We start from the raw sequence: 25,556 nt of genomic DNA, 5'->3' as shown, positions 1-25,556 counted from the left end.
CGTCAGCCGCAGCAGCGGGCGGCGCGCGGTTCGGCTTGCGGTACTGGCTTCGACCCGCAGCCGTGCCCGGGTGTGGCCACTGCCACCGCTTCGGGTGCGGGGCCGCAGCAGCCGGTGGCTGCGCCATCGGTTGGCGGGCTGACTGAGCAAACGCCGGTCTCCGGCAACGCCAGCTCGACGCGATCCGCCGCTGCCAGGTCACCGGCGATCGCCGCAACCACCGAGCGCGCCTGCTCGAAGCCCGTCGCCATCAGGAAGGTGGGCGCACGGCCATAGCTCTTCACGCCGACGGTGTAGAAGCCGGGTTCGGGATGGGCCAGCTCGCGGTGGCCATGCGGGCGCACCGTGCCGCAGCTGTGCAGATTGGGGTCGATCAGCGGTCCCAGGGCCTCCGTCGATTCCAGCCAGGGATCCAGCCTCAGGCGCAGCTCGCTGGTGATGGAGAGGTCGGGCCGCTGGCCGGTCGCGCAGATGATCTCGTCGATGCCGTCCACGACGACAGGCTGCTGCTTCGCGTCCAGGCCGGTGAGGCGCAGTTGGCCGCCGACGCGCTCGATGCGCGTCACGCGCAGGCCGGCGAAGAACTCCAGCGCGCCGCCATCGCGCAGCCGGCGCAGCGAAGCGCCCAGCGCACCACGGGCCGGCAGTGCGTCCGCGTCGCCGCCGCCGAAAACGCGCTGCAGGGCCGGTGAACGGACGGCCCACGCCAGGCGCGTGCCCGGCGACTGCTTCGCCAGTTCGGCCAGAGCCAGCAGCGCATTCGCCGCGGAGTGGCCCGCACCCACAACCAGTGTGCGCTTGCCTTCGTAGCGGCTGCGCTGCGGGCCTGCCACGTCGGGGATGCCGTAGAAGATCCGGTCGCGCGACTCGGCCTCGCCGATGGCCTGCAGGCCGTTGGCACCGACGGGGTTGGGCTGCTTCCAGGTGCCGGTGGCGTCGATGACGGCGCGCGCGCGCAACTCGTGCACCTCGCCTTGTTGCTCGTAGCGCACCAGGAAGGCCGCTTGGTCGCGCCCGGCGCTCTTGACCTTGTCGAAGCCCTCGCGCGTCACCGCCAGCACGCGGGCGCCGAGCCTGATCGAGGGGGCAATCTGCGGCAGGGCGGCAAAGGGCTTGAGCACGCGGTCCACCACCTCGCCGGCACGCGGCAGGTCGGCCGTGGGCGGTGCCGTCCAGCCGGTGGGCGCCAGCAGCCTGGCCATGGCCTGGTCTACGTCGAACTGCCAGGGCGAGAAGAGCTGCACATGGCCGTAGTCGCGCAGGTTGGCACCGACCTCCGCGCCCACCTCCAGCGCGACGAAGGGCAGGCCACGTTCCACCAGCTGAGCCACGGCCGCCAGGCCCACGGGGCCGGCGCCCAGCACCGCCACGGGCAATGCGGCCCCTGCGACCGGTGCCTCGCGCAGCGTCAGCGCCATCAGCGCCGCACAGGCCGGGCAGGCGCCCTGGAACTCGGCCGAGGCCTTCAGAGCCTGGGGCGCGTCCTCGATCTTCATGCGCTTGAAGCCGTACTGCGCGAAGTACTCGGGCGCGGTGACGGTCAGCAGATAGAGAGCGGCGATGTTGCGCGAGCGGGCCTCGTGCAGCAGGCGCTCGACGAGCAGCCGGCCTATGCCCTGCTTCTGCAGGCCCGGCGCGATGGCGACGGAGCGCAGCAGCGCGACGGTCCCGTAGACCTCGGCACCGGCGCAGCCGACGACCTCGCCGTCGCTGGTCGCGAGCAGACAGGTGGCGAGGTGCTCGCGGGCGCCCTCGGTGGGCAGCTTGTTGGCCTGCAGCAGGGCCTCGATGGCGGGCCAGTCGGATGCGCCGGCCTGGCGCAGCGTGATGGGGTGGTTCAGCAACATGGTTTGGAGTCCTGGGTGGGCTCCTGGGCAGGCTCGGGCGGCAGGCAGCACATGGCGGCCGGGTCTTCGCGCAGGGCCTTCAGGAGCGTCAGCAAAGAGGTCTCGACGGCATCGCGTTCGCGCGGGCTCAGGGCGGCGAGCAGCGCGTCGGCGTGGTTGTCGAGGGTGCGGTTCAGCTCACGGACGGTGCGCTCGCCGTCGGCGGTGAGCGTGACGAGCCAGCTCCTTGCGTCTTGCGGGTTCGGCTCCTTGGTCACCCAGCCACGGGCTGCCATGGCCTCCACGGCACGCGACACCCAGCTCTTCTCCAGGCTCACCCGCGTGCCCAGCTCCGACAGCGGCAGCGGCCCGGAGCGCCCCAGCTCGGTCAGCAGATGGCACTGGGTGTTGGTGGTGCTGCAGCAGTCGGCCACGACGCGCTGGGCGCGGGTGTACATGCGGGCAACTTCGCGCAACAGGCTGCCGGCGGTGGATTCGGGCATTTGGATGTGAATAGCAACTATCTCGACGCATGATCCTGGCGGCAGCTCTGGTTGTCAATAGCAACTATCTGGGTCAAAAAGACGGGGCCACGGCCCCGTGCCGTTCGCGCCGGGCTCAGGCGGCGCGGGGCCTCTGGGCTTGCGAGAGCAACCGGTCGACCAGGACGGCCAGGGCCGCACCCATCAGTTCGGCCATGACGAAGCCCGGGGCGCTGGCCGGTGCAATGCCGGCAAAGCTGTCGCTGAACATGCGGCCGAAGACGGCAGCCGGGTTGGCGAAGGAGGTGGACGCGGTGAACCAGTAGGCCGCGCCGATGTAGGCCGCGACCATCGCTGAAGCCCGACCTGCGGGTGCACGCAGGATGACCAGCAGCAGACCGAAGGTGGCTACGCCTTCGGCGATCCACTGACCGGTGCCGCTGCGCACCTTGGTCGAGAACTGCAGGATGTTCAGGTCGAACATCGCGTGCGCGAGCCAGGCACCCAGCATGGCGCCGGTGAGCTGGACGGCGACGTAGGGCAACAAGGCCGCCACCGACAATTCGCCGCGCCACGCCATGACGGCGCTGACCGCCGGGTTGAAGTGGGCACCGCTGGTGGGACCGAAGACCTCGATGAGGATGTAGAGCCCGCCCACGGTAGCGAGCGTGTTGGCGAGCAGAGCGATGGCGACATTGCCACCGGAAAGTCGCTCGGCCATGACGCCGGAGCCGATGACCACGGCCAGCAGCAGGGCCGTGCCGAGCAACTCGGCGAGGAGTTTGCGAGGGAGATTCATCGCGTCAGTTCTTGGCAATGTCGGCCAGCGCCTGCTGCAGCTCGGTCTTGTTCATCGTGGTCAAGGGCAGTTGCAGCAACTGCAGCATGCGGTAGCCGATGGCCTGGCGTGTCAGCTCGAAGGCGCGGCGCTTGCCCTCGTCGCCGCCCTCGGCATGGGACGGGTCCGGATAGCCCCAGTGCACCTTGACGGGCTGGCCGTTGCCGCCGAAGAACACCGGGCATTGCTCGGCCGCCGCGCTGTCGCAGACGGTGATGACGATGGACAGGGGCGGTGCGTCCGGCGTTGTGAACGCGTCCCAGCTCTTGCTGCGGTAGCCGGCGGTGTCGACGCCAGCGTTCTGCAGCGCTTCGACCGCGAAGGGGTTGATGCGGCCACTCGGGGCGCTGCCGGCGCTGTGGGCCCGCACATCCTTGCCGAGCTTGACGGCCCAGTGGTTGAGCATGCCCTCGCTGAGGACGCTGCGGGCGGAGTTGTGGGTGCAGAGGATGAGGACGTGGGTGGTCATAGGGGGCTCAGCCGCAACAGGACGTGGTGGTGGCGCCGGGAACGGCGCAGGCCTCGCCCTGGCAGCAGTTCTCGGTCAGATAGCCCAGCAGGCCATTCATCTGCTCGTAGTGGGCGCGATAGATCAGGTTGCGGCTGGCGCGCTCCTGGGTGACGAGGCCGGCGTTGACCAGTTCCTTCAGGTGGAAGGACAGGGTGGCCGGCGCGACGCCCAGGCCCTCCTGGATGGCCCCGGGCGTCAGGCCGGCGTCGCCGACGACGACCAGGGCGCGAAACACCTGCAGGCGCAGCGGCTGAGCGAGGGCGGCCAGGGCCTTGACGACGGTTTGTTCATCCATCATTCCATTATTATCGAACAATGGATTGGAGCGCAAGCGGCGCCCTGGCGGCGCGACTCAGCGCGCGGCAGCGTCGAATTGCCGGGCTACGAAGCGCCACACCATGCGCGAGGCGTCCGGCCCGTTGGCGTCGCTGAAGCGCTGCCGCGCCGCGCCGCCGCTCCAGGCGTGGCCGAGGTGGTCCACCTCCACCAGCGTGGCCACGACGTCGCGTGCCCGCTTGAACTGCGTGACTCGCATCGGGTAGCGCTTGCCGCGGCGCTGCTCCTGCGCCGGCTCGGCATGGGCGCCCGCCGCCTCCGACCACATCAGCGCGGCCGAGCCGGCATTGCGTGCCGACACGACGCGATCGGCATCGCCGTGGATGACCATCAGCGGCGGCCAGTCGCACGACGTGGCCGTTGGCAACGGATCGCGTCGACCCTGCATGGCGCCGATGGCCGTCACGGACGACTTCGCCGTTCCCGGCGGCACGCCCGAATGCATGACCAGAGCCTTGAAGCGCTGCGGGTAGCGCGTGGCCAGCAGGGCCGCCATGCTGGCGCCTGCCGACAGCCCGGCCACGGCGATGCGCTCACGGTCGGCCTGGAACAGCACGCAGGCCTGGTCGACGGCCTTCATGATCCAGGCCGCCTCGCCGAATGCGCGGCCCGACTGGGTCTCGAACCAGTTCCAGCAGCCCTGGGCATTGCACAGCCGCGGCTGCTCGGGATAGAGCACCAGGAAGCGCTCGCGCGTGGCGACCGCGTTCATGCGCGTGCTGTCGGCAAAGCTCCTGGCGTCCTGATGGCAGCCGTGCAGCATGACCAGCATCGGCAGGCGCTCGCCGAAGCGCACGCCGGCCGGGCGGAACAGGTAGTAGCGGCGCGGGCCGTCCGGCGCCATCACCATGCCCATCAACCAGCTGCCACCCCCGCAGGGCGGGCGATGGCGCTCGCGCAGCGGTCGCGTCGCGCTGCGGATCAGGGCGGCGTTGCGGTTCAGCAGCGCAGCCCAGGAAGGCTGCTTCATGTCATTCCGCCTGAGGCAGTGCTTCCGGATCGGGGTGCTCTCTCAGCAGCGCATTGAGCTGGTCGATCTGGATCGCCCAGTCACCGTCGTCGGCATGCCATTCCTCGCGCAGGAAGGCGACCTGGCTGGCGTTCCAGAACGGCGCCTCCGACAGGTTCAGCGTCTGCGGCAGCGGCCGGTGGCGGCGGATGAAATGCGCGATCTCGGCGGGCGAGTCGGGCAGGCCCAGCTGGCAGAACAGAGACTCCAGCGGGTGGTGGGTGGTGGTGTCCATGGCGTGTCCTTTCACGTCGTCTGCCCTGACCTTATGCGGGCGCCGTGCGGGGCGGTGTCAGCCGACGCCTCATCGCGTGGCCCTGTCAGCCGAGGCCCACAGCCCCCGCTGCCGCCGGCTGACAGACCGACGGGCGGTCGGCGCCTAGGGTCTGGGGAGTTCGATTGAATGGAGGTCACCATGACCTGGAACGATGCCCTCGCCCGCGTCGGAGCCGCCTGGCCCGACGTCGGGTGGACCGAAGTGCTGCCCGCCGTGCTGGCGGGCCTGTTGACCATCATCGTCATCAAGGGCGGTCTGCGCCTGCTGGTGCAGCGCCTGCGCGCGTTGTCGGCGCGCACGAGCACGACCCTGGACGACGGCCTCGTCAGCGTGCTGGAGCGCACCAACGGCGCGCTGATCTGGATCGTCGGCCTGTTGGTGGGCCTGAACATGCTGCCGCTGGACGACCGCTGGCATGACCGCGTGTCCCAGCTGTGGTTCGCCGTCGTCGTGCTGCAGATGGGCCTGTGGGCCCAGCAGGCCGTGGCGCAGGTGCTGGCCGCCCAGCAGCAGCGTCACGGCGGCGGCTCCACGTTGTCGGCCTCGGCCACGCTGCTGAGCTGGGGTCTGAAGGGCGCGCTTTGGGTCATGGTGGTGCTGGCCGTGCTGTCCAACCTGGGCGTCAACATCACGGCCTTTGTTGCGTCTCTGGGCATCGGCGGCATCGCGCTGGCCCTGGCCGTGCAGAACATCCTCGGCGACCTGTTCGCGTCGCTGGCCATCGCGGTGGACAAACCCTTCGAGGTCGGCGACTCCATCACCGTCGGCGACGTGACGGGCACCGTCGAGCGCGTGGGCCTGAAGACGACGCGCATCCGCAGCCTGGGCGGCGAGCAGATCGTCATGTCCAACGCCGAGCTGCTCAAGCGCACGGTGGCCAACTTCAAGCGTCTGCAGACGCGCCGCGTGCTGTTCGCCTTCGGCATCACCAGCGACGCGACGGCCGACGAGGTGGCCTCGGTGCCACCACTGCTGCCGAACTCATCGAGGCGGACCCGCAGCTCGAGTACGTACGCGCCCACTTCAAGGGCTTCGGCGAGAACTCGTTGAACTTCGAGGTCGTCTACCGCGTCAAGGACGCCAACTACGACGTCTACATGGACCGCCAGCAGGCCCTGAACCTGGCGCTGATGCGCGCCTTCCATGAACGCGGCCTGCACTTCGCGACACCGGCGGCGCCGACGGTCAACGTCATGGGCGCGCCCAATCCACCGGCCGGCAAGACCGTGCCCGCCCCGCGCGGGCCACAGGTGATCGCCGACGGCGTCACGCCGCAGCCGGCGGGCGGCTGATCCATGCCCCACGGCGGCGGCTCCGAACTGCTGGTGGCCGCCGTCGCCCTGCTGGTGCTCGTCGCCGTTGCCGGTGCGCTCTACACCCACCGCTTCGGCCTGAGCCATCTGCTCGTCTTCATGGCGGTCGGCATGCTGGCCGGCGTGGACGGGCCGCTGGGCGTGCCCTTCGACGATCACAAGATGGCCGTCGCGGTCGGCAACCTCGCGCTGGCTCTCATCCTCTTCGACGGCGGCCTGCGCACGCGCTGGGACGAGGTGAAGCGCGGCATGCTGCCCGCCGGCCTGCTGGCCACACTGGGCGTGGTGATCACCGCGGTCGTCGTCGCCGGCATCGCCCACCAGGTGCTGGGCATGCCGTGGGTGGAAGGGCTGTTGCTCGGTGCAGCCGTGTCGTCGACCGATGCGGCCGCCGTATTCGCGCAGTTCAGCGCCAGCCGGCTGAAGCTGGAACCGCGCCTGGCGTCCACCATCGAGGTCGAGTCGGCCATGAACGACCCCATGGCCATGGTGCTGACCCTGGGCCTGATCGCCTGGCTGGCGCCCTGGTCCCAGGCCGGCGAGATGCATGTGTCCAGCCTCAGGGATCTGCTGCCCATGCTGGGCGAGCAGCTCGGCCTGGGGCTGCTGGTTGGCGTGGGCGGCGGCCTGCTGGGCGCCTGGTGGGTGAGCCGGCTGCCCATCGCCGACGACCACGACGGCCTGTCGGCCCTGCTGATGGCGGCCTTCGGCGTGCTGATCTTCTCCGCGACCAATCGCGGTGGCGGCTCGGGCTTCCTGGCCGTCTATCTGGCCGGCCTGCTGATGCGCCATCGCGCGGGCCGCGTCGCCGAGCTCAGCCTGCCGGGCCTGAACGGCTACACCTGGCTGGCCCAGGCGGTGCTGTTCCTGCTGCTGGGTCTGCTGGTCACGCCGCACGAGGTCTGGCGCATCGCCGGGCCGGCCCTGCTGATCGCCGCGGGGCTGATGCTGCTGGCGCGGCCACTGGCCGTCATGCTGTGCCTGGCGCCGTTGGGCTTTGGCTGGCGCTCGCAATGCTTCGTGGCCTGGTCAGGCCTGCGCGGCGCCGTGCCCATCGTGCTGGCGACCTACCCGGTGCTGGCCGGGTTGAAGGACGGCTGGCGCTTCTTCGACGTGGCCTTCGTCGTCGTGCTGCTGTCGCTGCTGATCCAGGGGCCGACGCTGGCGCCGCTGGCGCGTCGCCTCGGCCTCGACCAGGGCGAGCGCTAGGTCACGGGCGCCAGCAGATTGGCGTCGCGGGCCAGCTTCCAGTGGCCGTCTTCCTTGCGCAGCACGGTCAGCGTATGGCCTTCACGGCGCGTGGGCAGCGATCCGTCCTGCGGCGTGATCGTGACACTGAGGCGGCTGCGCATATAGGCCCAGTCGCCCATGACCTGCACTTCCAGCACCTCGCTGTGGCCTTCAAACTTCGGCGCCTTGCCACGCGACTGGGCCTCGGCGGCCTTGGAGAAATCCGTTTTGGTCATGGGCGCTCGGCCCGGCGTCAGGAAGACGGCGTCTTCGGTCATCAGGCCCAGCACCGTCTGCACGTCGCCGTCGCTCGTGGCATTCATCCAGGTTGCGACGAGATCGCGGATGGCTTGTTCATCGCTCATAACCCCACCTTAGCGCGTCAGGACGCGTCGGCTGTTTCAGGTTGTGCCGGCCAGCGAATCGGCCTGCGTGACCAGGCTGCCCGGGGCGACGCTGCGCGTCAGCCAAACATTGCCGCCGATGACGGCGCCGCGGCCGATGGTGACGCGGCCCAGCACGGTGGCGCCGGCGTAGATGACAGCCTCGTCCTCGACTATTGGATGGCGCGGTTGGCCCTTGACGAGGTTGCCGTCGCCGTCGGTGGGGAAGCTCTTGGCGCCCAGGGTGACGTTCTGGTAGATGCGCACCCGCTCACCGAGGATGGCCGTCTCGCCGATGACAACGCCGGTGCCGTGGTCGATGAAGCAGCCGCTGCCTATGGTGGCGCCGGGGTGGATGTCGATGCCGGTGTCGGCATGGGCCAGCTCGGCGACGACGCGTGAGATCAGCGGCAGGCCGAGCTTGTAGAGCTCGTGGGCGATGCGATGGCTGATGAGCGCCCGCACGCCGGGGTAGCAGAGCAGCACCTCGTCGACGCTGCGCGCGGCCGGGTCGCCCTGGTAGGCGGCGAGCACGTCGCTGTCCAGCAGCACGCGCACGGCGGGCAGGGTGCGCAGGAAGCGGCTGGCCAGTTCGGCGCCGGCTTCCAGCGTGGGCGGGTCTTCGCCGCGCTGGCGGGCCTCGTGGCGCAGCTCCAGCGCGGCCTGTTGGCGCAGCGTCGCCATGGCGGTGCCGATGGTGTGACCGACGTAGAAGTCCTCGTTCTCGGGCTGCAGCGTCGGTGGGCCCAGGCGCATCGGGAACAGGGCGCCCGACAGGCACTGCACCATGCCCGCCAGCAGCTCACGCGACGGCAGCTCGCGGCCGTCGCCGCCGCGGCGGTGGGTGTCGCGCCACTGGCGCCGCGCGCCACGCAGGGCGTCGACGACGGACTGCAGTTCATCGCCGGGCGCGGGCGTCGACGTGGGAGCGGGAGCTGGGGTCATGGCGGGCGCCGCGCAGGCGTTGAGCAAGGGCGGTCAGTATAGAAATCCCGCTTCTCCCTGCGATAGCCAGGGCCGCCGTCACGGCCAGCATGGCCGCCATGTGCACGGCCACGGCTGCCAGCGCCATCCACAGCGAACCCGAGGCCGTGATCTCGCGCGCCGGCGAGGCGCTCAGGCACAGTGGCACCAGAGCCGGCACCAGCATCATGCCGCTGCCGTGGGCACTGGCCAGCAGACAGGACCACAGCGCAAGGCCGGCCTCCCTGCGCTTCATCAACAGGGCCGCAAGCAGCAAGCCGCCGCAAGCCCATTGCAATGGCGTCGCGCTGGTCGATACGCCGAGTGCGACCAGGGCCGCCACACCGCCGACGGCGGCCGCATGCCCGAGGGCGATGGGCAGCAGGGCACGGCGCGCGTCCTTGGAGCAGGCGGCCAATCCCCAGCCGGTGGCGGGGTTGAGTCCGTGCAGGGCGCCGGCACCTGCCAGCACGAGCCAAGGCCAGACGCCGCTCATGATGCTCAGACCTTGGCGCCACCGCAGCAGGCTGCGGGCGCGGGTGCAGACGATTCGTAGCGGTCGTGGTGACGCACCCACTCCATCGTGTAACTCAGGCCCGCCTCGTCGCGGCCCTTGGGCGTCAGGTCGATGAGGTTGTAGGTCCCCATCATCACTTCCACGCCGCGGCCGAAGGTCGAGTAGGTATGGAAGACCTGGCCGGCCTCGTCCTTGCAGAAGATGCTGATGCCGGGCGCCTCTTCCTGCGGGAAGGGCGTCATGTGGAAGTTGTAGAAGACCTCGCCGTCGACGCGGTCCGCCGGTGTGAAGCTGACGTGGAAGTCGCGGTTGAAGTCGTTGCCGTTCGACGAGGCCCAGGCGAACTGCCAGCCCATGCGGCGCTTGAAGGCCTCGAGCTGGGCCAGCGGTGCGCTTGAGATGGCCAGCAGCGTGATGTCGCGCTGGGCCAGGTGGGGCGCCATGCCGTCGAGGTGGTCGGCCATGAAGGAGCAGCTCTTGCAGCCCTGCTCCCAGCCGGGCCCGAACATGAAGTGCTGCACCAGCAACTGGCGCCGGCCCTGGAAGAGCTCGCTCAGCTTGCGTGGGCCTTGGGGCGTGTCGAAGACATAGGCCGCGTCGTCCAGCTTGACCCAGGGCAGGGCGCGGCGTTCGGCGGCGATGCGGTCCTGCTGCTGGGTCAGCGCCTTCTCGCGGGCCAGCAGGGCCTTGCGCTCGGCGATCCAGCGGTCGCGGGTGACGATGGGATGGGGTGTCGGTGCGTTCATCGAAAGACTCCGTGGGGGTGGAAAGGCAATGCAGCGGCTCCACCCGGGTCCGGGTGGGTGTCTGCTCAGGGGGAAATCAGGCCGCGGCCTGGCGCTTGGGGCGGCGAACCGCGCGGACCTTGCCGGTGCCGCCGCCGCCGGCGTAGAACAGGTCGGCGCCGTCGGACTCGAGGCCGCTGACGTTGGTGCCGGCCGGCATCAGCAGGCTTTCGAGCACCGTGCCGTCGTCGGGGTCGATGCGGCGGATCTCGCTCGCGTCGTTCTCCCAGGTGCCGTGCCAGAGCTCGCCGTCGACCCAGGTCACACCGGTGACGAAGCGATTCGATTCGATGGTGCGGCGGATGGCACCGGTGGCCGGGTCGATCTGGTAGATCTTGCGTTCGCGGTGGTGCCCCACCCACAGGCTGCCCTCGGCCCAGGCCAGGCCCGAGTCGCCACCCTGGCCGGGCGCGGGGATGGAAGCGACGACGGCGCCCGTGCCCGGGTCGATCTTGTCGATGCGGGCCTCGGCGATCTGGAACAGATAGCGGCCGTCGAAGGCCGTGCCGGCATCGGCCGGGCGGGCGATGCGTTTCTGCGGTTCTCCGCTGACGGGGTCGAAGGCCACCAGGGCGGGGCCGGTCGCGGCCCAGACGCAGTGGCCGTCATAGGTCACGCCGCCGACCTTGTCGACGCCCTCGAAGGGGCCGTATTCACGGACGATTGCTGCGGTCTGGGTCTCGGTGCTCATGTGTTGCTCCTTGCGATGGGCGTACCTTAGCCAAGCGGCAGCGCGGCGGGGAGTAACAAGATCGTCGTGAATCCGGTCAGCGGCGGCGCCAGCCAGCGCCGCGCCCGCGTCTGGCCGACGGCGCGCACCCGGCCTGCTGTCTCCAGTTCGGCCAGTTCGCGCTGCACATTGCGCTGGCTTTCGCCCAGCGCCAGGGCCAGGGCCGAGGTGGACCAGGCCGCGCCGTCCGACAGCAGGGCCAGCAGCTCGCTGGCTTCGCCTGTCATGGGCGGTGCGAGTACGGCCACGTCGGGCGCCCGCAGCATAAAGCCGCGCGCGGTGGCTTCGATGGCGGCGACCGGTTTGACGAGGGCGCGCAGCCGGCCGATCTCGACGCGCAGCCGGGCGCGATGGGTTTCGTCGACCTCGCGAATGCGGAAGGCCCGGGCGATCAGCGCATCGCGCTCGGCTTCGCCCGGCCAGGCCTCGGCCAGGGCGCGCAGCAGCGTGAACAGGATGGGGCGCCGGGCCAGGTCCAGCGTCAGCGCGGCGGCGCGCAGGCGGTGGCGGCAGGCATCGACGACGACGGCGCCCGAGTCCATCAGCGCCGCCACTTCGTGCAGGCGCAGCGGCCGCCATTCGCCGTCGAGCAGCCGGCGTGCGGCCGCGTGATCGAGGGTGGCAGCCGCGTCTTCGACTTCGGCCTGCAGGGCCGGCACGCCGCTGCGTGAGGCGGCTTCGCGTCCGCGTGCGAGGGCGGTATGCACGTCTGCAAGCCGCAATGAACGCAGAGCCAGCTCGGCCGTGGCCAAAGCCGCGACGGCGGCGGGCAGCGGCGGCATGGCGTGACCGTCGAGCGGTGCGAGCAACGAAGCCGCGTCATCGAGACGGCCCAGCAGCAACTGCTGGCGCACTGCGATCAAACGGGCCTGCAGCGCATTGCCGCGATCCCCACCGGCATCAAGCGTGGCCATGGCCGCTTCCAGCGCCCGTGGCGGGCCGCTGAAGTCGCGCAGGGCCAGGGCCACTTCGGCCTCGGCGACCACGCAGCGCGCACGCGCCAGCGCTTCACGCGTGCCGAAGCCCGAGGCGGCCCGCTTCAGCAGCTCACGCGCCCGACCATGCTCGCCCAACTGGGCCAAGGCAATGCCGCGCAGGGCCAGGGCCGGCGGGTCCTCGCGCAGGGCGACGCGCTTGAGGGCCGTCAGCGCATCTCCGACGGCCAGGGCGCGGGCAGCGGCGGAGATCAGCGAGTCCACGGCCTACTTCGCGGCCTTCGGCGCCAGCAACAACAGGTCGCCGTTGCGGTCCTCGGTGATCCAGAGGCGGCCCTGCTCGTCCTGGTCGACCTCGGTGGGTGCGCCCATGGGGTGCTTGCCGTTCAGCGCGTTCCAGCCGTCGATCAGCGGCAGCGCCTCGCCGACGGGTTGGTGCTTGTCATCGAAACGCCAGGCTATCAGGCGGTGGCCGGTCGGCTGGTAGCCATGCCAGGCCATCACCAGGCTGCCCTGCCATTTCGCCGGTCCGGCGTTCTTGTAGAACAGCATGCCCAGCGGCGCCGCATGGGCAGGGATCAGCTTCACCGGCGCGACGAAGTCCCTGCAGCTGCTGACGCCATAGCTGCGGTCCAGCACATCGTTGCCGGTGCAATGCGGCCAGCCATAGTGCTTGCCGGCTTCCACACGGTTCAGCTCGTCGGGCGGCGAGGCCTTGTCGTACTGGTCGCCGGCCAAGGTGTCGCGGCTGTTCTCGGCCTGCCAGAGTTCGCCGCTGTCCGGATGAATCGCCAGGCCGACGGAATTGCGCAGGCCCCAGGCGAAGGGCTGGCGCTCCCAGGACGGCGCGACGCCATGCCCGCGCGTGAACTTCCAGACCCCTGCCCAGGGCGCCTTGCCGCCGGTCTGGGGGCAGCCCTTGTCGCTGCCGCCCTCGACGCCGTCGAAGGCCTCGCAGTGGTCGCTGGGCGAGCCGACGTTGACGTAGAACTCGCCGGCCGCGTCGATGGCAAAGGACTTCAGCGGGTGCCGGCCCTGGGCGGGCAGGTCGGTGATGAAGGGCCTCAGCTTCGCGGGATTTAGCTCGACCAGGCTGATCCTGCTGGTCTCGGCCAGCACCACGCGGCCCTGGGCGTCCTTGCGCAGGCCATGCGGGCGGTCCAGGCCCTTGAGCAGCACCGTGACCTTGAAGGGCTTGCCGGGCTCGCGCGTCAGTTCCAGCAGGCGGCCGCGGCCAGGGTTCCAGTTGCCCATGTCGGCGACGAGCAGGTGGTTGGGCCCCAGGGCCAGCACGCCGCGCGGCCGGCCCAGGTTGGAGGCCGCCAGCGCCAGGCAGAACTCGGGCGCCACCTGCAGCGAGGTGATGGCGGGCAGGCCGTCGCACTGGCCCTGGGTGCGGTAGGCGGGCGGCTCGGCCAGGGCCGGTGCGGCAAGCACCGCCGCAGCGACGCAGAAGACGTGGCGAATCGAAGTCATGCGGCCATTGTGTCGGTGCTCGCGCTGATACAGCGTGCCGCACGGCGTCGCCCGCTGTAGCTTCACGCTTCAGCCCTTGGCCGCTGCAATGGCGGCATGAACGAGTTGCTGCCCTTTGCCACCTACTGCCTGCTGATGTCAGGCACGCCCGGCCCCAACAACATGATGCTGGTGGCCAATGGCGCCCACTACGGCTACCGGCGCACGCTGCCGGCCATCCTGGGCACCAACACCGGCGTGGCGGTGCTGACCTTCGCGACCTGCATGGGCCTGGGCGCGGTCTTCACCGCCTGGCCGCTGCTGCACGAGGCGCTGAAGCTGGCTGGCACCCTCTACATGCTGGTGCTGGCCTGGAAGCTGGCCGTCGCGCCCGCCGCCGACGGGCGGCCGCCCGAGCGGGTGGGCTTTGCGCAGGCGGCGCTGTTCCAGGCGGTGAATCCCAAGAGCTGGATCCGCGCGGTGACGGTGGCCTCGGTCTTCATGCCGGCGCAGTGGAACCTCGCCAGCGGCGCCCTGTTCGTCAGCCTGGCCGGCGCCCTGATCGGCTTTCCCTGCGTGTCGATGTGGGCGCTGTTCGGCGTCGGCATCTCGCGCTTCCTGTCCAGCCCCGGCCGGCGCCGTGCTTTCAATGCCATCATGGCCGCCTCCCTGGTTGTGCTGGCTGTCATGTTGATGCGCTGATGTTTTCCCTGGACCGCGACTCCCCCACGCCGCTGGCCGACCAGATCGAGCAGCGCCTGCACTCGCTGATCGCGAGCCATCAGCTGCCACCCGGTGCGCGGCTGAACTCCATCCGCCAGCTGGCCTCGCGCCTGGGCGTCAGCCCCAACACCGTCGTCGTCGCCTACGACCGCCTCGTCGCCGCCGGCCTCATCGACTCGCGCGGCACGGCCGGCTTCTTTGTCGCCGAGGGCCCGCTTGACGCCATGCCCGACGCGGCGCGCGTCGAGGCCGGCGAGGAACAGGAGGCGGTCTGGCTGGCCCAGCAGGCCAACGACCAGCGCTCCGGCGTGCTGCTGGCCAGCAGCGGTGCACTGCCGGCCACCTGGCTCGAAGAAGCCATTCCCGCCGCCGCCGTGCAGCGCGGCCTGGCGCGGGCCCATGCCGGTATGGCCTCGCGCTGCCCGCCCCAGGGCCTGCCCGAGCTGCGCGAGCGCATCGCGCTGCTGCTGCGCGGCCAGGGTATTGCGGTCGACGCCGGCCGCATCCTGACGACCTATGGCGGCACCCAGGCCATCGACCTGATCTGCCGCGCCCTGTTGCGGCCGGGCGATTCGGTGGCCGTCGAGACGCCGGGCTATTTCCTGCTCTTCGACCGGCTGCGCCAGGCCGGCGTCAACATCCTGCCCATCCCGCGCCGGCCCGACGGCATCGACCTCGAAGCCCTGGACGCCGCCTGCACCCGCCACCGGCCGCGCCTGCTCTTCATCCAGAGCGTGCTGCACAACCCCACCGGCTGGGGCAGCACGGCGGCCAATCTGCACCGCGTGCTGATGCTGGCCCAGCGTCACGACTTCCTGATCGCCGAGGACGACGTGCAGGGCCATTTCCATCCCGGCGCACCGACGCGCCTGGCCCAGCTGTCGGGCCTGGAGCGCGTCATCTACTACTCGAGCTTCTGCAAGGCCATGAGCCCGGCCCTGCGCCTGGGCTATGTGGCCGCCGAGCCGGCCCTGCTGCGCGGGCTGATGCGCGAGAAGATCGTCTCGGTGCTGACGACCGCGGCGCTCAACGAATTCGTGCTGCTGGAGGTGCTGGCCGCCGGGCGCTGGCGCAAGCATCTGGACCGCCTGCAGCAGCGCCTGGCCGTTGCCCGCAGCCAGGCGACCCAGCAATTGCGCCAGGCCGGCGTGCTGCTGGACCACCCGGGCGAGGGCGGCCTCTTCCTGTGGGGCGCGCTGCCGGCGGGCGTCGACGTGGACGGCGTCGTCAAGGAGGCCTTCCGCAACGGCATCCTGCTGGTGCGCGGCGCCACCTTCGCGGCAGATGGCGCACGCGACGCGCACATCCGCTTCAACGTGGCCTTCTGCCAGCAGCCGCGGCTGTCGCAGTTCCTGCAGGAGCAGCTCAGCGCGGCGACCAGCGCCCAGCGCGTCGTCGAGCGGGCGCGCAACCGCGTCAGCTGACGCTCACGGTGTCGCCCACGCGGATCGCGCCGCCTTCGAGGATGCGCGCCGTCATGCCGCCGTGGCCGCGCATCGCTGCATAGCCGCCGGGGCCGATGACCTCCTCCATGCGCGAGCAGGGCGCGCAGGGGCCGACGATCTCGATCAGCGCCTCGCCGACGCGCACCTTGGCGTTCTTCAGCGTCAGCAGGTTGATTCCGGAGATGACGAGGTTGCGTCTCAGGTCGACCGGATCGAGGGGGCCGCTGCGTGCAAACGTCGCGATCAGCGGCAGGTGCTCGAGTTGTATCAGCGTGACCTGGCGCGTCGACAGCTCGGCCTCGCCGCGCTGGCCGAGGCGGTCGTCGGCCAGGCCGATGCCGGCCAGGGCCGTGGTGTGCGCGACGAGGCGCGCCCGGTCGCGCGGCGCGCCGCGCACGACGATGGCTTCGACGCGGCCCTGGACGTGGGGTGGCGGCGTCATGAGATCGCGGATGGTTTTCATGGATACATCTTGGCCGATCTGGGGGCCGCATAGTTCACGGACGCCCGCGACAGCGCCGTCAAGCCACGGGTCATCTCGGCCGAAGATGCCTTCATCCGAGGAGTGTCTGCCGTGCCGCGTCGTCTGTTTGCTGTTCTCGCCCTGGCCTGCGCCGTGCTGTCGCCGACCGCCTGGGCAAACGATCTGACACCCCTGGAAACGCGCTGGGCGCAGGCCATCGCGCCCGTCGTCGGCCACGCCCGCCAGGCCTTGAGGCTGCCGCTGGATGTCGTCGTCCAACCCCAGGACGCGCCCGGCGTGGCGCCGCTGTCGCTGGGCTTCGTCGACGGACGCTGCAAGCTGGTGCTGTCGATGCGCGCGAATCCCTTGGCCCAGAGCCAGATCGACGCACTCGAGCCCGCGCTGCTCGGCCCCGCCCTGGAGTTGATGGCGGCCCATGAAATCGGCCATTGCCGCCGCTATCTCGATGGCGCCTGGCATGGCATGCCGGCCGGCTTCGTCGCCGCCAAGGCGCCGCAGACGCTGTCACCGGATCTGCAGCAGGCCTGGCTGGAGATGCGTTCCGCCCGCCGTGAGGAGGCCTACGGCGATCTCGTCGGCCTGGCGTGGACTCGCGAGCATCACCCGCAGCTCTATGCCCGTCTGCACGCCTGGCTGGTGGCGGAGCGGTCGGCGGAACTGATGCCTGGCAGCCACCACGACACGCTGGACTGGCTGACTCTGGCCGCCGAGCCGTCGTCCCTGGACGGCCACACCATGTTCGACGCCGCCGGCCGCATCTGGACGCGCGGTCTCAAGGACTGAGCCTCCACAAAAAAAGCCCAGCGACCCGGAGGCCGCTGGGCTGGAACGCCTGGTGTGCACCTCACACCCTGGCAACTGCGATCACGCATGATACTGGTTATTTGTACAGTATCCGACGGGGCGCGCTGCGGGTCAGTACACCTGCGAAACCAGATCGTCGTCGCGGGTCCTGCGCGCCATCGACGGCGGCGCGGGCCAGAGCGCCCGCAGTCCGGCGAGGGCGGCGCCTTCCTGCAGGCCTTCAGCGAGCAGATGGGCCACGCTGGAGATGAACTCGGACCGCGGGACCTGCACAGGGCCGACGCGCTCGGCACGTGATGGGCAGGCCACGTCGATCACCTCGATGCTGGCGCTGACCCAGCGCTTCCTGACCGACATGACGCAGGCGCGCTCGCCGCCCTCCAGCCTGGATGAACCGGACTCCCTTGGCGCATTCGAAGGCAGCAGCGCCGGCCCGACGGCCATGGTCATGACCGAGCTGTGCTCGCGCTTGCGGAAGTGGGGCAGCAGCGTGCCGGTCAGGTGCTGCATGCCCAGGCGCTGCGCCTCGAGCTTTTCGTAGCTGTCGTCGGCCTCCAGCAGCGCATGCAGGCCCGGCAGGTACTTCACGGGGAAGGCGATCGAGATGTTGACGAGCATGTTCAGGTCCGGGAACGTCGCGGCCAGTTGCTCGGAGAAGTCGGCGACGCCGAAGGGGTTGCCGAGGTCCAGGTCGACGACGCGGATGCCTGGGGCCGCGTCGATTGCCGGGTCGCCCAGCACGATGACCTCGTTGCCCAGACGGTGCAGCAGTTCGGCCAGCCCGCGCCCGATGCCGCTGGCGCCGCCCGCGACCAGTATGGTGTTGCCTTGCATCCTCATTGCGACCTCCTTGGGCGAAGGCCCGCATTGAATCGGCAGGCAGCCGATTCGAGCAGTCAAATCCGGTCATGTCATTGCACGATTCGCGCATCGGGCCGGCGCGCAGCCCGATCCCCGGTCGCCCTCCCGGGGTCGATAGCCCAAAACCCTCAAGCTCTTGCACGATTCGCTCAATCCGGCGTGGTTCGTGCAAGCAGGCCTTGAGCCGGCCCGGCGCCGCGGTTACGGTCGCGCCATGAGTTCACTCCAGGCATTGCAGGCCCTGATCCAGCGCCATGCCGCCCCGCCGGCCGACCACCCGGGCGGCGTGTTCGCGGTGGCGGCGCAGGCGCCCACGGAGCTTCAGCATCATGTGCTGGAGCCCACCTTCGTCGTCGTCGCCCAGGGCGCCAAGCGGGCCATGCTGGGCGACGAGGTGTTCGAATACCGCGAGGGCCAGTTCCTCGTGGTGACGGTGGACCTGCCCGTCGCCGGCTGCGTGATCCAGGCCAGCCCCGAGCTGCCCTATCTCGCCGCGGGCATGAAGCTTCAGCCGGCGACCATCTCCGCCCTGCTGCTGGAAATGGATCCTGCCGACATGGCGGCGTCTGAACCCGCGGGCTTTGCGGTCAGCGACGCACCCGAGCCATTGCTGGACACCGTGGTGCGCATGTTGCGGCTGAAGGACTCGCCGCGCGACGCGGCCGTGCTGGGCCCGCTGGTCGAGCGCGAGCTGGTGTGGCGGCTGCTGCACGGCGCCCAGGGCGCCATGGTCAGGCAGATCGGGCTGGCCGACAGCCGGCTGTCGCAGATCGGCCGGGCCATTCGCTTCATCCGCGACCACCATGCCGAGGCCATCTCCATCCCCATGCTGGCCGACATGGTGGCCATGAGCGAGTCGTCCTTCCACCGCCACTTCCGGGGGGCGACGACCATGAGCCCGCTGCAGTACCAGAAGCTGATCCGGCTGCAGGAGGCGCGCTCGCGTATCCTGTCTGACGCCGGCGACGTGGCCGCCATCGGCTACAGCGTGGGCTACGACAGCCCCTCGCAGTTCAGCCGCGAGTACAGCCGCCTGTTCGGCGCTCCGCCGGGGCGCGACAAGATGAGGCTGGGGCTGCGGTCGACGGGGACCTGAGAAGGCACTGGCCGACGCCGCCGGTGGGCGCAGCGCATACTCCGCCGGGGTCGATGGGCATGGGGCGCATGAGCAAGCTCGGAACATGGGTGATGGCGGGGCTGTGGGCCGCGGCCAGCTTGCCGGCAGCGGCGCAGCCGGTTGCGTGCGGGCCTTACCGCGTGGCCCTGTACGAATACGGTTCGCTGGCGTTTCGGCGCGCGGGGCTGAACCCGGTGGGCATCGACGTCGACATCGTCGAGGAAGTCGCCCGCCGCACCGGCTGCAAGTTCGAAACCTTCGTGGATTCCCGGGTGCGCACCTGGCTGGACCTGGCCCAGGGCAGCCTCGACATGACGGTGTCGGCCATCGAGACAGAGGAGCGCAAGGGGTTCGCGCGCTTCGTCATCTACATGAGCGGGCGCAACCGGCTGCTGGTGCGGACCGGCCTGCCGGGCCCGGTCCCGACCTTGGAGGCGTTCGCCGAGAACAGCCAGTGGCGGTTGGCGGTCGTCAAGGGCTTCAAGCACGGCCCGCAATGGGACCAATGGATAGCCGGGCTGCGGCAGCAAGGCCGCGTGGACGAGTACGCCGATGCCAACATGGCGGCGCGGCTCGTCGCGCTGGGCCGGGATGCCGCCCTGCTGTCCGAGCCCATCGTGTGGGAGCGGATTCTTGCGGACAGCAGGCTGCAGGGGCTGGTCGCGGTCATCGACGGCTTCCCGGACGACAACTACGCCGCGGGATTCGCGCTGTCCCGAACCCGGGTGCGCGAGGACGATGCCAGAAAAATCCAAGATGCCATCGCCGCCATGCGCGCGGACGGCAGCCTCTACAGGATCTTCAGCGCCTATCTGTCACGCAGCGAGGCGCTGAGCTCCATGCCCTGATCGCGATGCGGCCGGCCCGAGGCGCCGGGCCGCGAGTCGATACATTGGCGTCCTTCCTGAAAACGCGTTGTCCCGTCCTCAGGGGGCTAAGAACAAAGTTTCGAACTTAGCGCTCTATGGCGGATCGGGTGACTTCGAGAAGAAGTAGCCTGGCAAAGTTTCGATTCGCTGGTGCGCGCAGTCGTTCTGGGCCACTTGAAACGATGTCAAAGTGTTGAACGACCTTGAGCCGTTTCGGACTACCGCCAACGATCACCAATCGTCGGCTTCGAGGCCCTATCAACTCGACCCGAACTCGACCCGAACTCGGCGCGTCGCTCGACGCACAGCGCGGCAATTGCTTCGCTGTCCGCGATCAGTTCTCCTGGCGTATGGGAGGCGCTGCTCTTCCTGGATCTCGACGGCTTCAAGCAGATCAACGACAGGCTGGGGCACAAGATCGGCGACGAGGTCATCGCGCTGTTGCCGGGGATCGCAGGCACAACCGACCCCGGGCTGGTAGCGCAGAAGTTGATGGATTCGCTGACTTCGTTGATGCACGTGGGCGGCGTGCCGATCCGGGTGATCGCCGCGAAGCAGCGTCACGTGCGCAACCGCACGGACGCATCCACCACGGCTTGTCACGATTGCGTCGCGTATCCCGGGAGTCAACATGTTCAACAGCGTCAGTCACGTCACCGCAGCCCAAGTGAAGGCCGCGGACGGGGCCATCGGCCCCGTCGAGGACGTGCTGTTCGACGACCGCAACTGGGTCATTCGCTACCTTGTCGTGGATGCAGGCACCTGGCTGGCCGAGCGCGATGTGCTCATCTCGCCCTATTCCATCAAACAGCCGGTCGGGCATGACGGAGTGATCGACGTCGCGCTGACGCGCCGGCTGATACGCAGCAGCCCACCGCTGGACATCGAACGACCCGTCTCACGCCAGCAGGAGCAGGCGTTCGAGCGCCACTACCACTACCCGGCCTACTGGGACGGCGGCGGCCTGTGGGCGCTGGGCGCCATGCCCTATCCGTCAATCGCGCCGGGGGCTCACGCCGACCAAGAGGCGGGCAGCGCCTACCCAGCAGACATGCAGCTGCGCAGCACCGAGCAGGTGTGCGGCTACGAGGTACAAGCCACCGACCACGGCATCGGCCAGGTCCAGGACTTTGTCTTCGACGACGAGAGCTGGCAGATCCGCTACCTGGTCGTCGACACCCAGAGCTGGTGGCCCGGCGGGCGCAAGGTACTGGTCGCGCTGCCCTGGGTGGATCGCATCGACTGGACCGGGCAGCAGATCCACGTGACGCTGACGCGAGAGCAGGTCAAGTGCAGCCCGGTCTACCAGGATGTCGCCTCCATCCATCGCGACTACGAGATCCTGCTGCATGCGAACTATCAGCGTCCGGGCTACTGGGCTTGAACGGGCGTCGGATGGACGGCGGCCTATCGGTGCGACAACGTACCGACGCCGCGGCGGTAAGCCGCTACCTTGGCTTACGCGCACTGTCCGGTGCCGTTCGTCGCAAAGGAATCCCCATGTCGTCACGCTCGGCCCTCTCACTGTGTGTCTTGGCGCTGCTGCTCTGCGGTTGCCAGCGCGATGAACCGCCGCCACGCACCGTCATCGTCGCGCCTGCGGGCGAACAAGGCGCTCCAGGCCCCGCTGGCGCCACAGGTGAGACCGGCAAGGCAGGCCCCAGCGCCCTCGTCGTCGTGACGCTACCCGCGTCGGCCGCCTCGGAATGAACCGGGCTGAAGGTTCCGCTCAAGGAGAACGTCATGAGTCTTGCCACCATCCTGCTGATCCTGTTGATCTTGATGCTTCTCGGCGCCCTCCCGACCTGGCCGCACAGCCGCAGCTGGGGCTATGTGCCCTCCGGCGGCCTCGGCCTCGTGCTGCTGATCGTCGTCGTACTCTGGCTGATGGGCCGGCTGTAAAGCAGATCCGCCTCAACCCAAGAGTGCACAGCCATGACCGCACGCGAGACCTATGTCGAGAACATGAAGCTCGAACTCGACGAGTTGAATGACCAGCTCAGTTCCTTCGAAACCAAGGTGACGCATACCAGGCGAGAGGCGCGCGAGCGCTACGCCATCGAACTGGCCAAGCTGCGTATCCATTCGCACGCCGCACTCTTGAAATGGGAGGAGTTGCAGGCGGCCAGCGAGGGGTCGTGGCACCAGTGGGTGTCAGACATGGATCACACCCGCGACGCCTTCATCCACGCCTTCCACGACTTCAGGGCTCGGCTCTGACGCTGGCGCAGGCGGGGCGCAGGGTGATGTTGTTGCTGACGCCGACCACGCCCGGCAGATGGCGCACACACTCGGCGGCGTCCTGGCGCTGGTAGTGCCACAGCACCTCGCCCGACAAAGTCAGCCAGCCGGCCGTGGCGCTGGCCCTGACCGCGCCTGGGGGCAGGTCCCGGCTCCAGGTCAGCGCGGACAGGGCCAGGTAGGCGAGTTCCGTGTCGCTGAGTTCGATCATTGGGGATGGGAAGTTCTGTGCGTTGGCGTTCATGCGGGCCTCTGCTGCGAGGGCTACGACTTGAGTCTGTCTGCCGGCATCGCCCAGGTCTGTGCGGCAGCACACCGGGAGCACGACGCGGGGCGTGCGCTGGCGCACAGTCAAGGCGGCAAGGCCGTTCTAAGGTAGATACGGTCCGAGCCAGACATCCTTCGATGCTCGGACCTTGATCCGGAAGCCCACCCATGAAGAAGTCGATGAAGCCCAAGAGCAAACCCGCTGAACCGGCGGGTCACCCGCCCGTGCTTGACATCAAGGCCGATGTGCCCAAGCCATCGACCCACATGCCTGAGCGCCACAAGAACGCCGGCCGAAAGGGGCAGAAGGGTTCGCGATGAAAATTCACGTCAGCCCAAACCCTGCCGACCGTGTCCGGATGCGCACCGACGGACCGCCCGTGCCCATCTACCGCAGCGAGGATGCGTCGCCCCCGCGCGATGAAAGTTTCCTGGCCATGTCACACCGTCGTCTGCCCTGGCTGTTGCTGGTGGCGGCGGGCGCCGTGCTGTTCGGCAGCCTGCTCGGTCATGCCTTGGCGGCGGAGCCCTTCGCGCAGCAGGCCAAGCCCTCGAACGAGGTCCCGCAGGTCAGCCCGATCGAGCGCTGACGCGACGCCGCGGTTTGCCGACGCAACCACGACATGGCCTGACGTCCGCCCTGCTCGCCCTCCCGCCGGCTCGCCCGCCGCAGACCGGCCTGCGCGCTGTCGATGACAGCGCCCTGGGTGCGCAATCGCACAGACACCCGCGGGCCCAGTCCGCATCCTGGGTGACCTAGCCCCCACCACCTTCTGCCGTGACGCCCCAGACCCACTACGCGACCCTGGGCGTGGCCCTGGCCGCCACGCAGGATCAGATCAAGCTGGCCTACCGCAAGCTCGCGCGCCGCTTCCACCCGGACGTCAGCCACGAGCCCACCGCGGAGGCATGCTTCAAGGACGTGGCCGCCGCGCACGAGACTCTGATCGGTCCCGAGCGGCGTCAGCGCCACGACGCCGAGCTGGCCGCGCCACCCCGCAACGGCAATCACCCCGGGCCGCGCAAGGCCGACTGGCAGCCGGGCTTGGTGCCGCCTCACGACCCGTCCATGGAGCGCGCCTTCCGCGAGTTCTTTGCGACGACGACCGAGCCTTGGCGCGGGCGTGGCCAGGACCAGCACGGGGTCATCCTCATCGAACTGGTCGACGCCTACCGTGGCGTCACGCGCCGTCTCAATTTGCAAATACCTTCGTTCGACAGCCACGGCGCGCTCGTGTTCAGCGACCGCCAGCTCGAAGTCCACGTCCCCAAGGGCGTGCTCGACGGCCAGCATCTGAGCCTCAGGGGACTGGGTGAGGACGGCAACGGCGGCGCTCCAGCCGGCGATCTCAACCTGGAAGTGGTCTTCATGCGTCATCCGCCCTTCCGGCTCGACGCCCGGGACGTCTACGTTGACCTGCCTGTCGCGCCCTGGGAAGCCATGCTGGGAGCGACCGTCACGGTGCCCACGCCGACGGGCTCGGCACTGCTGACCATCCCGCCCGGCTCGGCGAGCCGACGGCAGCTGCAGCTCAAGGGTCTTGGCCTGCCCGGCTCGCCGCCGGGCGACCTGTATGCGGTGCTCGACGTGACGCTGCCGCCCGGCGACGGCCTGCCCGCCCAGCAGGCCTGGCGCGCGCTGGCCCATGCATTTCCGGACTACCGGCCACGCGGGTGACCTGCATCGGCGCCGCGCCTGCTGCCTCCAGAGTCGCGTCGAGATCCAGGCAGCCGGGGCGGCCGTTGCGTGGCCCTGCGCACAGACCGCCGCCCGCCTTGCGCCTAAGGTCCATCCCTGGGCTGCGAGATCCTCTCGCACCACTTCAGCGTCACAGAGTGACGCATCAAGGATTACGAATGACCACCAACTACGTCACCCGCGACAGCCTCGGCATGTATGCCAACAGCGGTCCCGGCCCGGCGCTGATGGGCGCCGAGACCCTGCTGGGCAACGACGTCTACAACGAGAAGGGCGAGGACCTCGGCGACATCAAGGAGTTCATGATCGACATGGCCACCGGCCGGATCGCCTACGCAGTGCTGTCCTTCGGCGGCATGCTGGGTCTCGGGGACAAGCTCTTCGCGGTGCCCTGGACGGCCCTGACGCTGGACACCACGGCCAAGCGCTTCACGCTCAACGCGCTGAAGGAATCGCTCAAGGACGCGCCCGGCTTCGACAAGGCCCATTGGCCCACGATGTCAGACCAGGCCTGGGCCGATGGCCTGCACAAGTTCTACCGCCGGCCCGACGCGTCCGAATGATCCGCCCCGTGCGGCCCAGGCCGCGCGGATCCCTTTCAAACGAGTGAAGGAGAAACGCATGAACAAGGACCAGGTCAAGGGCAGCCTCAAGGAGGCCGCCGGCAAGGTGCAGCAGACCACCGGAAAGCTGATCGGCAGCACCGAGCAGCAACTGCACGGCATCAAGAAGCAGGTCGAGGGCCAGACCCAGAAGGCCGTCGGCGACGTCAAGGACGTCGTCAGGCACAGCATCAAGAAGTAGGCCGCCGTCATCTCCCTTGCAGGGTCCCGGTCACCAACCGGGGCCCTGCTTTTATTGAGGCCGATGCTCTGGCGGGCTCAGCGGTCGGCTGGCGTCTTGTCGGCCTTGGCCGGCTCCACCGTGACCAGCTCCCGATAAATGCCGCCATCGGCGACGCTGCCGCTGATCGTGCCGGCTCCCTGCATGCGGGCGGCGCAGGCCTGACGCAGGTCCGGCGGCAGGGCATCGCAGCGCCGGTTCGCGTTGCGCGCGTAGTCGGCGGCACCGTCACCCAGGTCGGCCTTGAGCGCCTGCGCGTGGGCCGCATCGTCCTCCCGCAGGCAGGTCTGCAGGCTCTGGTTGGATTGCCCGTTCAGGCAGACGTCGCGCTCCAGGCGGTGGCGCTCCTGCGCCTGCTTCAGCGCCAGTCTGCCGATGGCACCCGAGGTGACGGGCAGCAGGATGGCCGCCAGGGCCAGCGCCAGTGTCGAGAGGGTCTTGATCATGAAGGGCCTTCCGGTGCGGTGCGGCCAAGGCCTCGCGCTCGCCGCTGGCGACTTGGCGCACCTGCATCTGCTTTTAGCGCCGCATTGCGGCCGCGTCTGTGTGCTGCCGAGCGGTGCCGAGCCTGGCCGGTCGGCGCGCGTCACGCCGTCAGTCCGTCAACGCACAG

General features: G+C 69.5%; 34 protein-coding genes. 16 read left to right on the top strand and 18 right to left on the bottom strand.

Annotated features, from left to right (window positions below; all coding sequences use genetic code 11):
• Nucleotides 1-2 precede the first annotated feature (2 nt).
• From arsN2 to AC3WOE_RS24355, 7 genes are all read right to left on the bottom strand, one after another.
• A complete protein-coding gene (gene arsN2, locus AC3WOE_RS24385) occupies nucleotides 3-1,847 on the bottom strand; it encodes an arsenic resistance N-acetyltransferase ArsN2 (protein WP_492694017.1) in 1,845 nt (614 codons plus the stop codon).
• Nucleotides 1,838-2,329, bottom strand: a complete 492-nt coding sequence (locus AC3WOE_RS24380) for a MarR family winged helix-turn-helix transcriptional regulator (RefSeq protein ID WP_492694015.1) — start codon at nucleotides 2,327-2,329, stop codon at nucleotides 1,838-1,840. The genes arsN2 and AC3WOE_RS24380 overlap by 10 nt, the downstream gene beginning before the upstream one ends.
• A 115-nt stretch (nucleotides 2,330-2,444) precedes the next feature.
• Nucleotides 2,445-3,107, bottom strand: a complete 663-nt coding sequence (locus tag AC3WOE_RS24375) for an aquaporin (RefSeq protein WP_492694013.1) — start codon at nucleotides 3,105-3,107, stop codon at nucleotides 2,445-2,447.
• Nucleotides 3,108-3,111: 4 nt separating this feature from the next.
• A complete protein-coding gene (locus AC3WOE_RS24370; RefSeq protein WP_492694009.1) occupies nucleotides 3,112-3,615 on the bottom strand; it encodes an arsenate reductase ArsC in 504 nt (167 codons plus the stop codon).
• A gap of 7 nt (nucleotides 3,616-3,622) precedes the next feature.
• Complete coding sequence (locus tag AC3WOE_RS24365) at nucleotides 3,623-3,952, bottom strand: ArsR/SmtB family transcription factor (protein ID WP_492694007.1); 330 nt, start codon at nucleotides 3,950-3,952, stop codon at nucleotides 3,623-3,625.
• A gap of 57 nt (nucleotides 3,953-4,009) precedes the next feature.
• Complete coding sequence (locus tag AC3WOE_RS24360) at nucleotides 4,010-4,963, bottom strand: extracellular catalytic domain type 1 short-chain-length polyhydroxyalkanoate depolymerase (protein WP_492694005.1); 954 nt, start codon at nucleotides 4,961-4,963, stop codon at nucleotides 4,010-4,012.
• A gap of 1 nt (nucleotide 4,964) precedes the next feature.
• Nucleotides 4,965-5,237, bottom strand: a complete 273-nt coding sequence (locus AC3WOE_RS24355) for a DUF2789 family protein (protein WP_492694003.1) — start codon at nucleotides 5,235-5,237, stop codon at nucleotides 4,965-4,967.
• Between the two features lie 180 nt (nucleotides 5,238-5,417).
• Here AC3WOE_RS24355 and AC3WOE_RS24350 point away from each other — a divergent pair, with 180 nt between their 5' ends.
• The 3 genes from AC3WOE_RS24350 to AC3WOE_RS24340 are packed head-to-tail and all read left to right on the top strand — an operon-like array spanning nucleotide 5,418 to nucleotide 7,801.
• Complete coding sequence (locus AC3WOE_RS24350; protein WP_492694001.1) at nucleotides 5,418-6,329, top strand: mechanosensitive ion channel family protein; 912 nt, start codon at nucleotides 5,418-5,420, stop codon at nucleotides 6,327-6,329.
• Complete coding sequence (locus AC3WOE_RS24345) at nucleotides 6,326-6,571, top strand: hypothetical protein (RefSeq protein ID WP_492693999.1); 246 nt, start codon at nucleotides 6,326-6,328, stop codon at nucleotides 6,569-6,571. Before AC3WOE_RS24350 ends, AC3WOE_RS24345 begins: the two co-directional genes overlap by 4 nt.
• A 3-nt stretch (nucleotides 6,572-6,574) precedes the next feature.
• Nucleotides 6,575-7,801, top strand: a complete 1,227-nt coding sequence (locus AC3WOE_RS24340; protein ID WP_492693997.1) for a potassium/proton antiporter — start codon at nucleotides 6,575-6,577, stop codon at nucleotides 7,799-7,801.
• Here the strand turns inward: AC3WOE_RS24340 and AC3WOE_RS24335 are convergent.
• From AC3WOE_RS24335 to AC3WOE_RS24305, 7 genes are all read right to left on the bottom strand, one after another.
• Nucleotides 7,798-8,187, bottom strand: a complete 390-nt coding sequence (locus tag AC3WOE_RS24335) for a YybH family protein (RefSeq protein ID WP_492693996.1) — start codon at nucleotides 8,185-8,187, stop codon at nucleotides 7,798-7,800. The genes AC3WOE_RS24340 and AC3WOE_RS24335 overlap by 4 nt on opposite strands.
• 36 nt (nucleotides 8,188-8,223) lie before the next feature.
• Nucleotides 8,224-9,150, bottom strand: a complete 927-nt coding sequence (gene epsC, locus AC3WOE_RS24330; RefSeq protein ID WP_492693994.1) for a serine O-acetyltransferase EpsC — start codon at nucleotides 9,148-9,150, stop codon at nucleotides 8,224-8,226.
• Nucleotides 9,104-9,664, bottom strand: coding sequence for a hypothetical protein (locus AC3WOE_RS24325; protein ID WP_492693992.1), 561 nt, complete (start codon nucleotides 9,662-9,664; stop codon nucleotides 9,104-9,106). The genes epsC and AC3WOE_RS24325 overlap by 47 nt, the downstream gene beginning before the upstream one ends.
• A 5-nt stretch (nucleotides 9,665-9,669) precedes the next feature.
• Nucleotides 9,670-10,431, bottom strand: a complete 762-nt coding sequence (locus tag AC3WOE_RS24320; protein WP_492693990.1) for a DUF899 domain-containing protein — start codon at nucleotides 10,429-10,431, stop codon at nucleotides 9,670-9,672.
• A gap of 76 nt (nucleotides 10,432-10,507) precedes the next feature.
• Entirely contained in the window at nucleotides 10,508-11,161 is a 654-nt protein-coding gene (locus AC3WOE_RS24315; protein WP_492693988.1) for an NHL repeat-containing protein, read from the bottom strand.
• 26 nt (nucleotides 11,162-11,187) lie between these two features.
• Complete coding sequence (locus tag AC3WOE_RS24310; protein WP_492693987.1) at nucleotides 11,188-12,399, bottom strand: helix-turn-helix domain-containing protein; 1,212 nt, start codon at nucleotides 12,397-12,399, stop codon at nucleotides 11,188-11,190.
• 3 nt (nucleotides 12,400-12,402) lie between these two features.
• Nucleotides 12,403-13,611 (bottom strand): PQQ-dependent sugar dehydrogenase, encoded by a 1,209-nt coding sequence (locus AC3WOE_RS24305; protein ID WP_492693985.1) that lies wholly within the window; start codon nucleotides 13,609-13,611, stop codon nucleotides 12,403-12,405.
• Nucleotides 13,612-13,707: 96 nt separating this feature from the next.
• On the opposite strand from AC3WOE_RS24305, the gene AC3WOE_RS24300 reads away from it, so the two are divergent.
• Together AC3WOE_RS24300 and AC3WOE_RS24295 are read left to right on the top strand one after the other, a co-directional pair.
• Complete coding sequence (locus AC3WOE_RS24300) at nucleotides 13,708-14,292, top strand: LysE family translocator (RefSeq protein WP_492693983.1); 585 nt, start codon at nucleotides 13,708-13,710, stop codon at nucleotides 14,290-14,292.
• On the top strand, nucleotides 14,292-15,737 hold the full coding sequence (locus AC3WOE_RS24295; RefSeq protein WP_492693982.1) for an aminotransferase-like domain-containing protein: 1,446 nt from the start codon (nucleotides 14,292-14,294) through the stop codon (nucleotides 15,735-15,737). The genes AC3WOE_RS24300 and AC3WOE_RS24295 overlap by 1 nt, the downstream gene beginning before the upstream one ends.
• Here AC3WOE_RS24295 and AC3WOE_RS24290 read toward each other — a convergent pair.
• Nucleotides 15,730-16,221: an MOSC domain-containing protein gene (locus tag AC3WOE_RS24290; protein ID WP_492693980.1), complete on the bottom strand. Its 492-nt coding sequence runs from the start codon at nucleotides 16,219-16,221 to the stop codon at nucleotides 15,730-15,732. The genes AC3WOE_RS24295 and AC3WOE_RS24290 overlap by 8 nt on opposite strands.
• 111 nt (nucleotides 16,222-16,332) lie before the next feature.
• Between AC3WOE_RS24290 and AC3WOE_RS24285 the strand changes: the two genes are divergently transcribed.
• On the top strand, nucleotides 16,333-17,025 hold the full coding sequence (locus tag AC3WOE_RS24285) for a hypothetical protein (protein WP_492693979.1): 693 nt from the start codon (nucleotides 16,333-16,335) through the stop codon (nucleotides 17,023-17,025).
• A 132-nt stretch (nucleotides 17,026-17,157) separates the two neighbouring features.
• Here the strand turns inward: AC3WOE_RS24285 and AC3WOE_RS24280 are convergent, their stop codons facing one another.
• Nucleotides 17,158-17,886 (bottom strand): hypothetical protein, encoded by a 729-nt coding sequence (locus AC3WOE_RS24280; protein WP_492693977.1) that lies wholly within the window; start codon nucleotides 17,884-17,886, stop codon nucleotides 17,158-17,160.
• Between the two features lie 235 nt (nucleotides 17,887-18,121).
• On the opposite strand from AC3WOE_RS24280, the gene AC3WOE_RS24275 reads away from it, so the two are divergent.
• The 6 genes from AC3WOE_RS24275 (at nucleotide 18,122) to AC3WOE_RS24250 (ending at nucleotide 22,113) form a co-directional block, all read left to right on the top strand.
• Nucleotides 18,122-19,003, top strand: coding sequence for an AraC family transcriptional regulator (locus AC3WOE_RS24275; RefSeq protein WP_492693975.1), 882 nt, complete (start codon nucleotides 18,122-18,124; stop codon nucleotides 19,001-19,003).
• Nucleotides 19,004-19,071: 68 nt separating this feature from the next.
• Nucleotides 19,072-19,872: a substrate-binding periplasmic protein gene (locus AC3WOE_RS24270; protein WP_492693973.1), complete on the top strand. Its 801-nt coding sequence runs from the start codon at nucleotides 19,072-19,074 to the stop codon at nucleotides 19,870-19,872.
• A 258-nt stretch (nucleotides 19,873-20,130) separates the two neighbouring features.
• Nucleotides 20,131-20,718 (top strand): diguanylate cyclase domain-containing protein, encoded by a 588-nt coding sequence (locus AC3WOE_RS24265; RefSeq protein ID WP_492694228.1) that lies wholly within the window; start codon nucleotides 20,131-20,133, stop codon nucleotides 20,716-20,718.
• Entirely contained in the window at nucleotides 20,600-21,277 is a 678-nt protein-coding gene (locus AC3WOE_RS24260; protein ID WP_492694226.1) for a PRC-barrel domain-containing protein, read from the top strand. The genes AC3WOE_RS24265 and AC3WOE_RS24260 overlap by 119 nt, the downstream gene beginning before the upstream one ends.
• 359 nt (nucleotides 21,278-21,636) lie before the next feature.
• On the top strand, nucleotides 21,637-21,795 hold the full coding sequence (locus AC3WOE_RS24255; protein WP_492693971.1) for a DUF3309 family protein: 159 nt from the start codon (nucleotides 21,637-21,639) through the stop codon (nucleotides 21,793-21,795).
• Nucleotides 21,796-21,828: 33 nt separating this feature from the next.
• Entirely contained in the window at nucleotides 21,829-22,113 is a 285-nt protein-coding gene (locus AC3WOE_RS24250) for a sll1863 family stress response protein (RefSeq protein WP_492693969.1), read from the top strand.
• Here AC3WOE_RS24250 and AC3WOE_RS24245 read toward each other — a convergent pair.
• Nucleotides 22,097-22,378 carry a BON domain-containing protein gene (locus AC3WOE_RS24245; RefSeq protein ID WP_492693967.1) on the bottom strand — a complete coding sequence of 94 codons (282 nt, stop codon included), beginning with the start codon at nucleotides 22,376-22,378 and terminating at the stop codon, nucleotides 22,097-22,099. The two genes, AC3WOE_RS24250 and AC3WOE_RS24245, sit on opposite strands and share 17 nt — an antisense overlap.
• 340 nt (nucleotides 22,379-22,718) lie before the next feature.
• On the opposite strand from AC3WOE_RS24245, the gene AC3WOE_RS24240 reads away from it, so the two are divergent.
• From AC3WOE_RS24240 to AC3WOE_RS24225, 4 genes are all read left to right on the top strand, one after another.
• Nucleotides 22,719-22,991 carry a hypothetical protein gene (locus AC3WOE_RS24240; protein ID WP_492693966.1) on the top strand — a complete coding sequence of 91 codons (273 nt, stop codon included), beginning with the start codon at nucleotides 22,719-22,721 and terminating at the stop codon, nucleotides 22,989-22,991.
• A 188-nt stretch (nucleotides 22,992-23,179) separates the two neighbouring features.
• Complete coding sequence (locus AC3WOE_RS24235) at nucleotides 23,180-24,079, top strand: DnaJ C-terminal domain-containing protein (RefSeq protein WP_492693964.1); 900 nt, start codon at nucleotides 23,180-23,182, stop codon at nucleotides 24,077-24,079.
• Between the two features lie 179 nt (nucleotides 24,080-24,258).
• On the top strand, nucleotides 24,259-24,663 hold the full coding sequence (locus AC3WOE_RS24230) for a PRC-barrel domain-containing protein (protein WP_492693962.1): 405 nt from the start codon (nucleotides 24,259-24,261) through the stop codon (nucleotides 24,661-24,663).
• A 58-nt stretch (nucleotides 24,664-24,721) separates the two neighbouring features.
• The gene (locus AC3WOE_RS24225) at nucleotides 24,722-24,904 is read left to right on the top strand and encodes a CsbD family protein (protein ID WP_492693960.1); all 183 of its coding nucleotides are present in this window, start codon (nucleotides 24,722-24,724) and stop codon (nucleotides 24,902-24,904) included.
• Between the two features lie 77 nt (nucleotides 24,905-24,981).
• On the opposite strand, the gene AC3WOE_RS24220 is transcribed toward AC3WOE_RS24225, so the two are convergent.
• Nucleotides 24,982-25,389 carry a hypothetical protein gene (locus AC3WOE_RS24220; RefSeq protein ID WP_492693958.1) on the bottom strand — a complete coding sequence of 136 codons (408 nt, stop codon included), beginning with the start codon at nucleotides 25,387-25,389 and terminating at the stop codon, nucleotides 24,982-24,984.
• Nucleotides 25,390-25,556: the final 167 nt, after the last annotated feature.

This window comes from Roseateles sp. FW305-36 (genome assembly GCF_058787015.1).
Note: the sequence above shows the minus strand (reverse complement) of the source record. Positions and strands in the feature narration are given on the sequence as shown.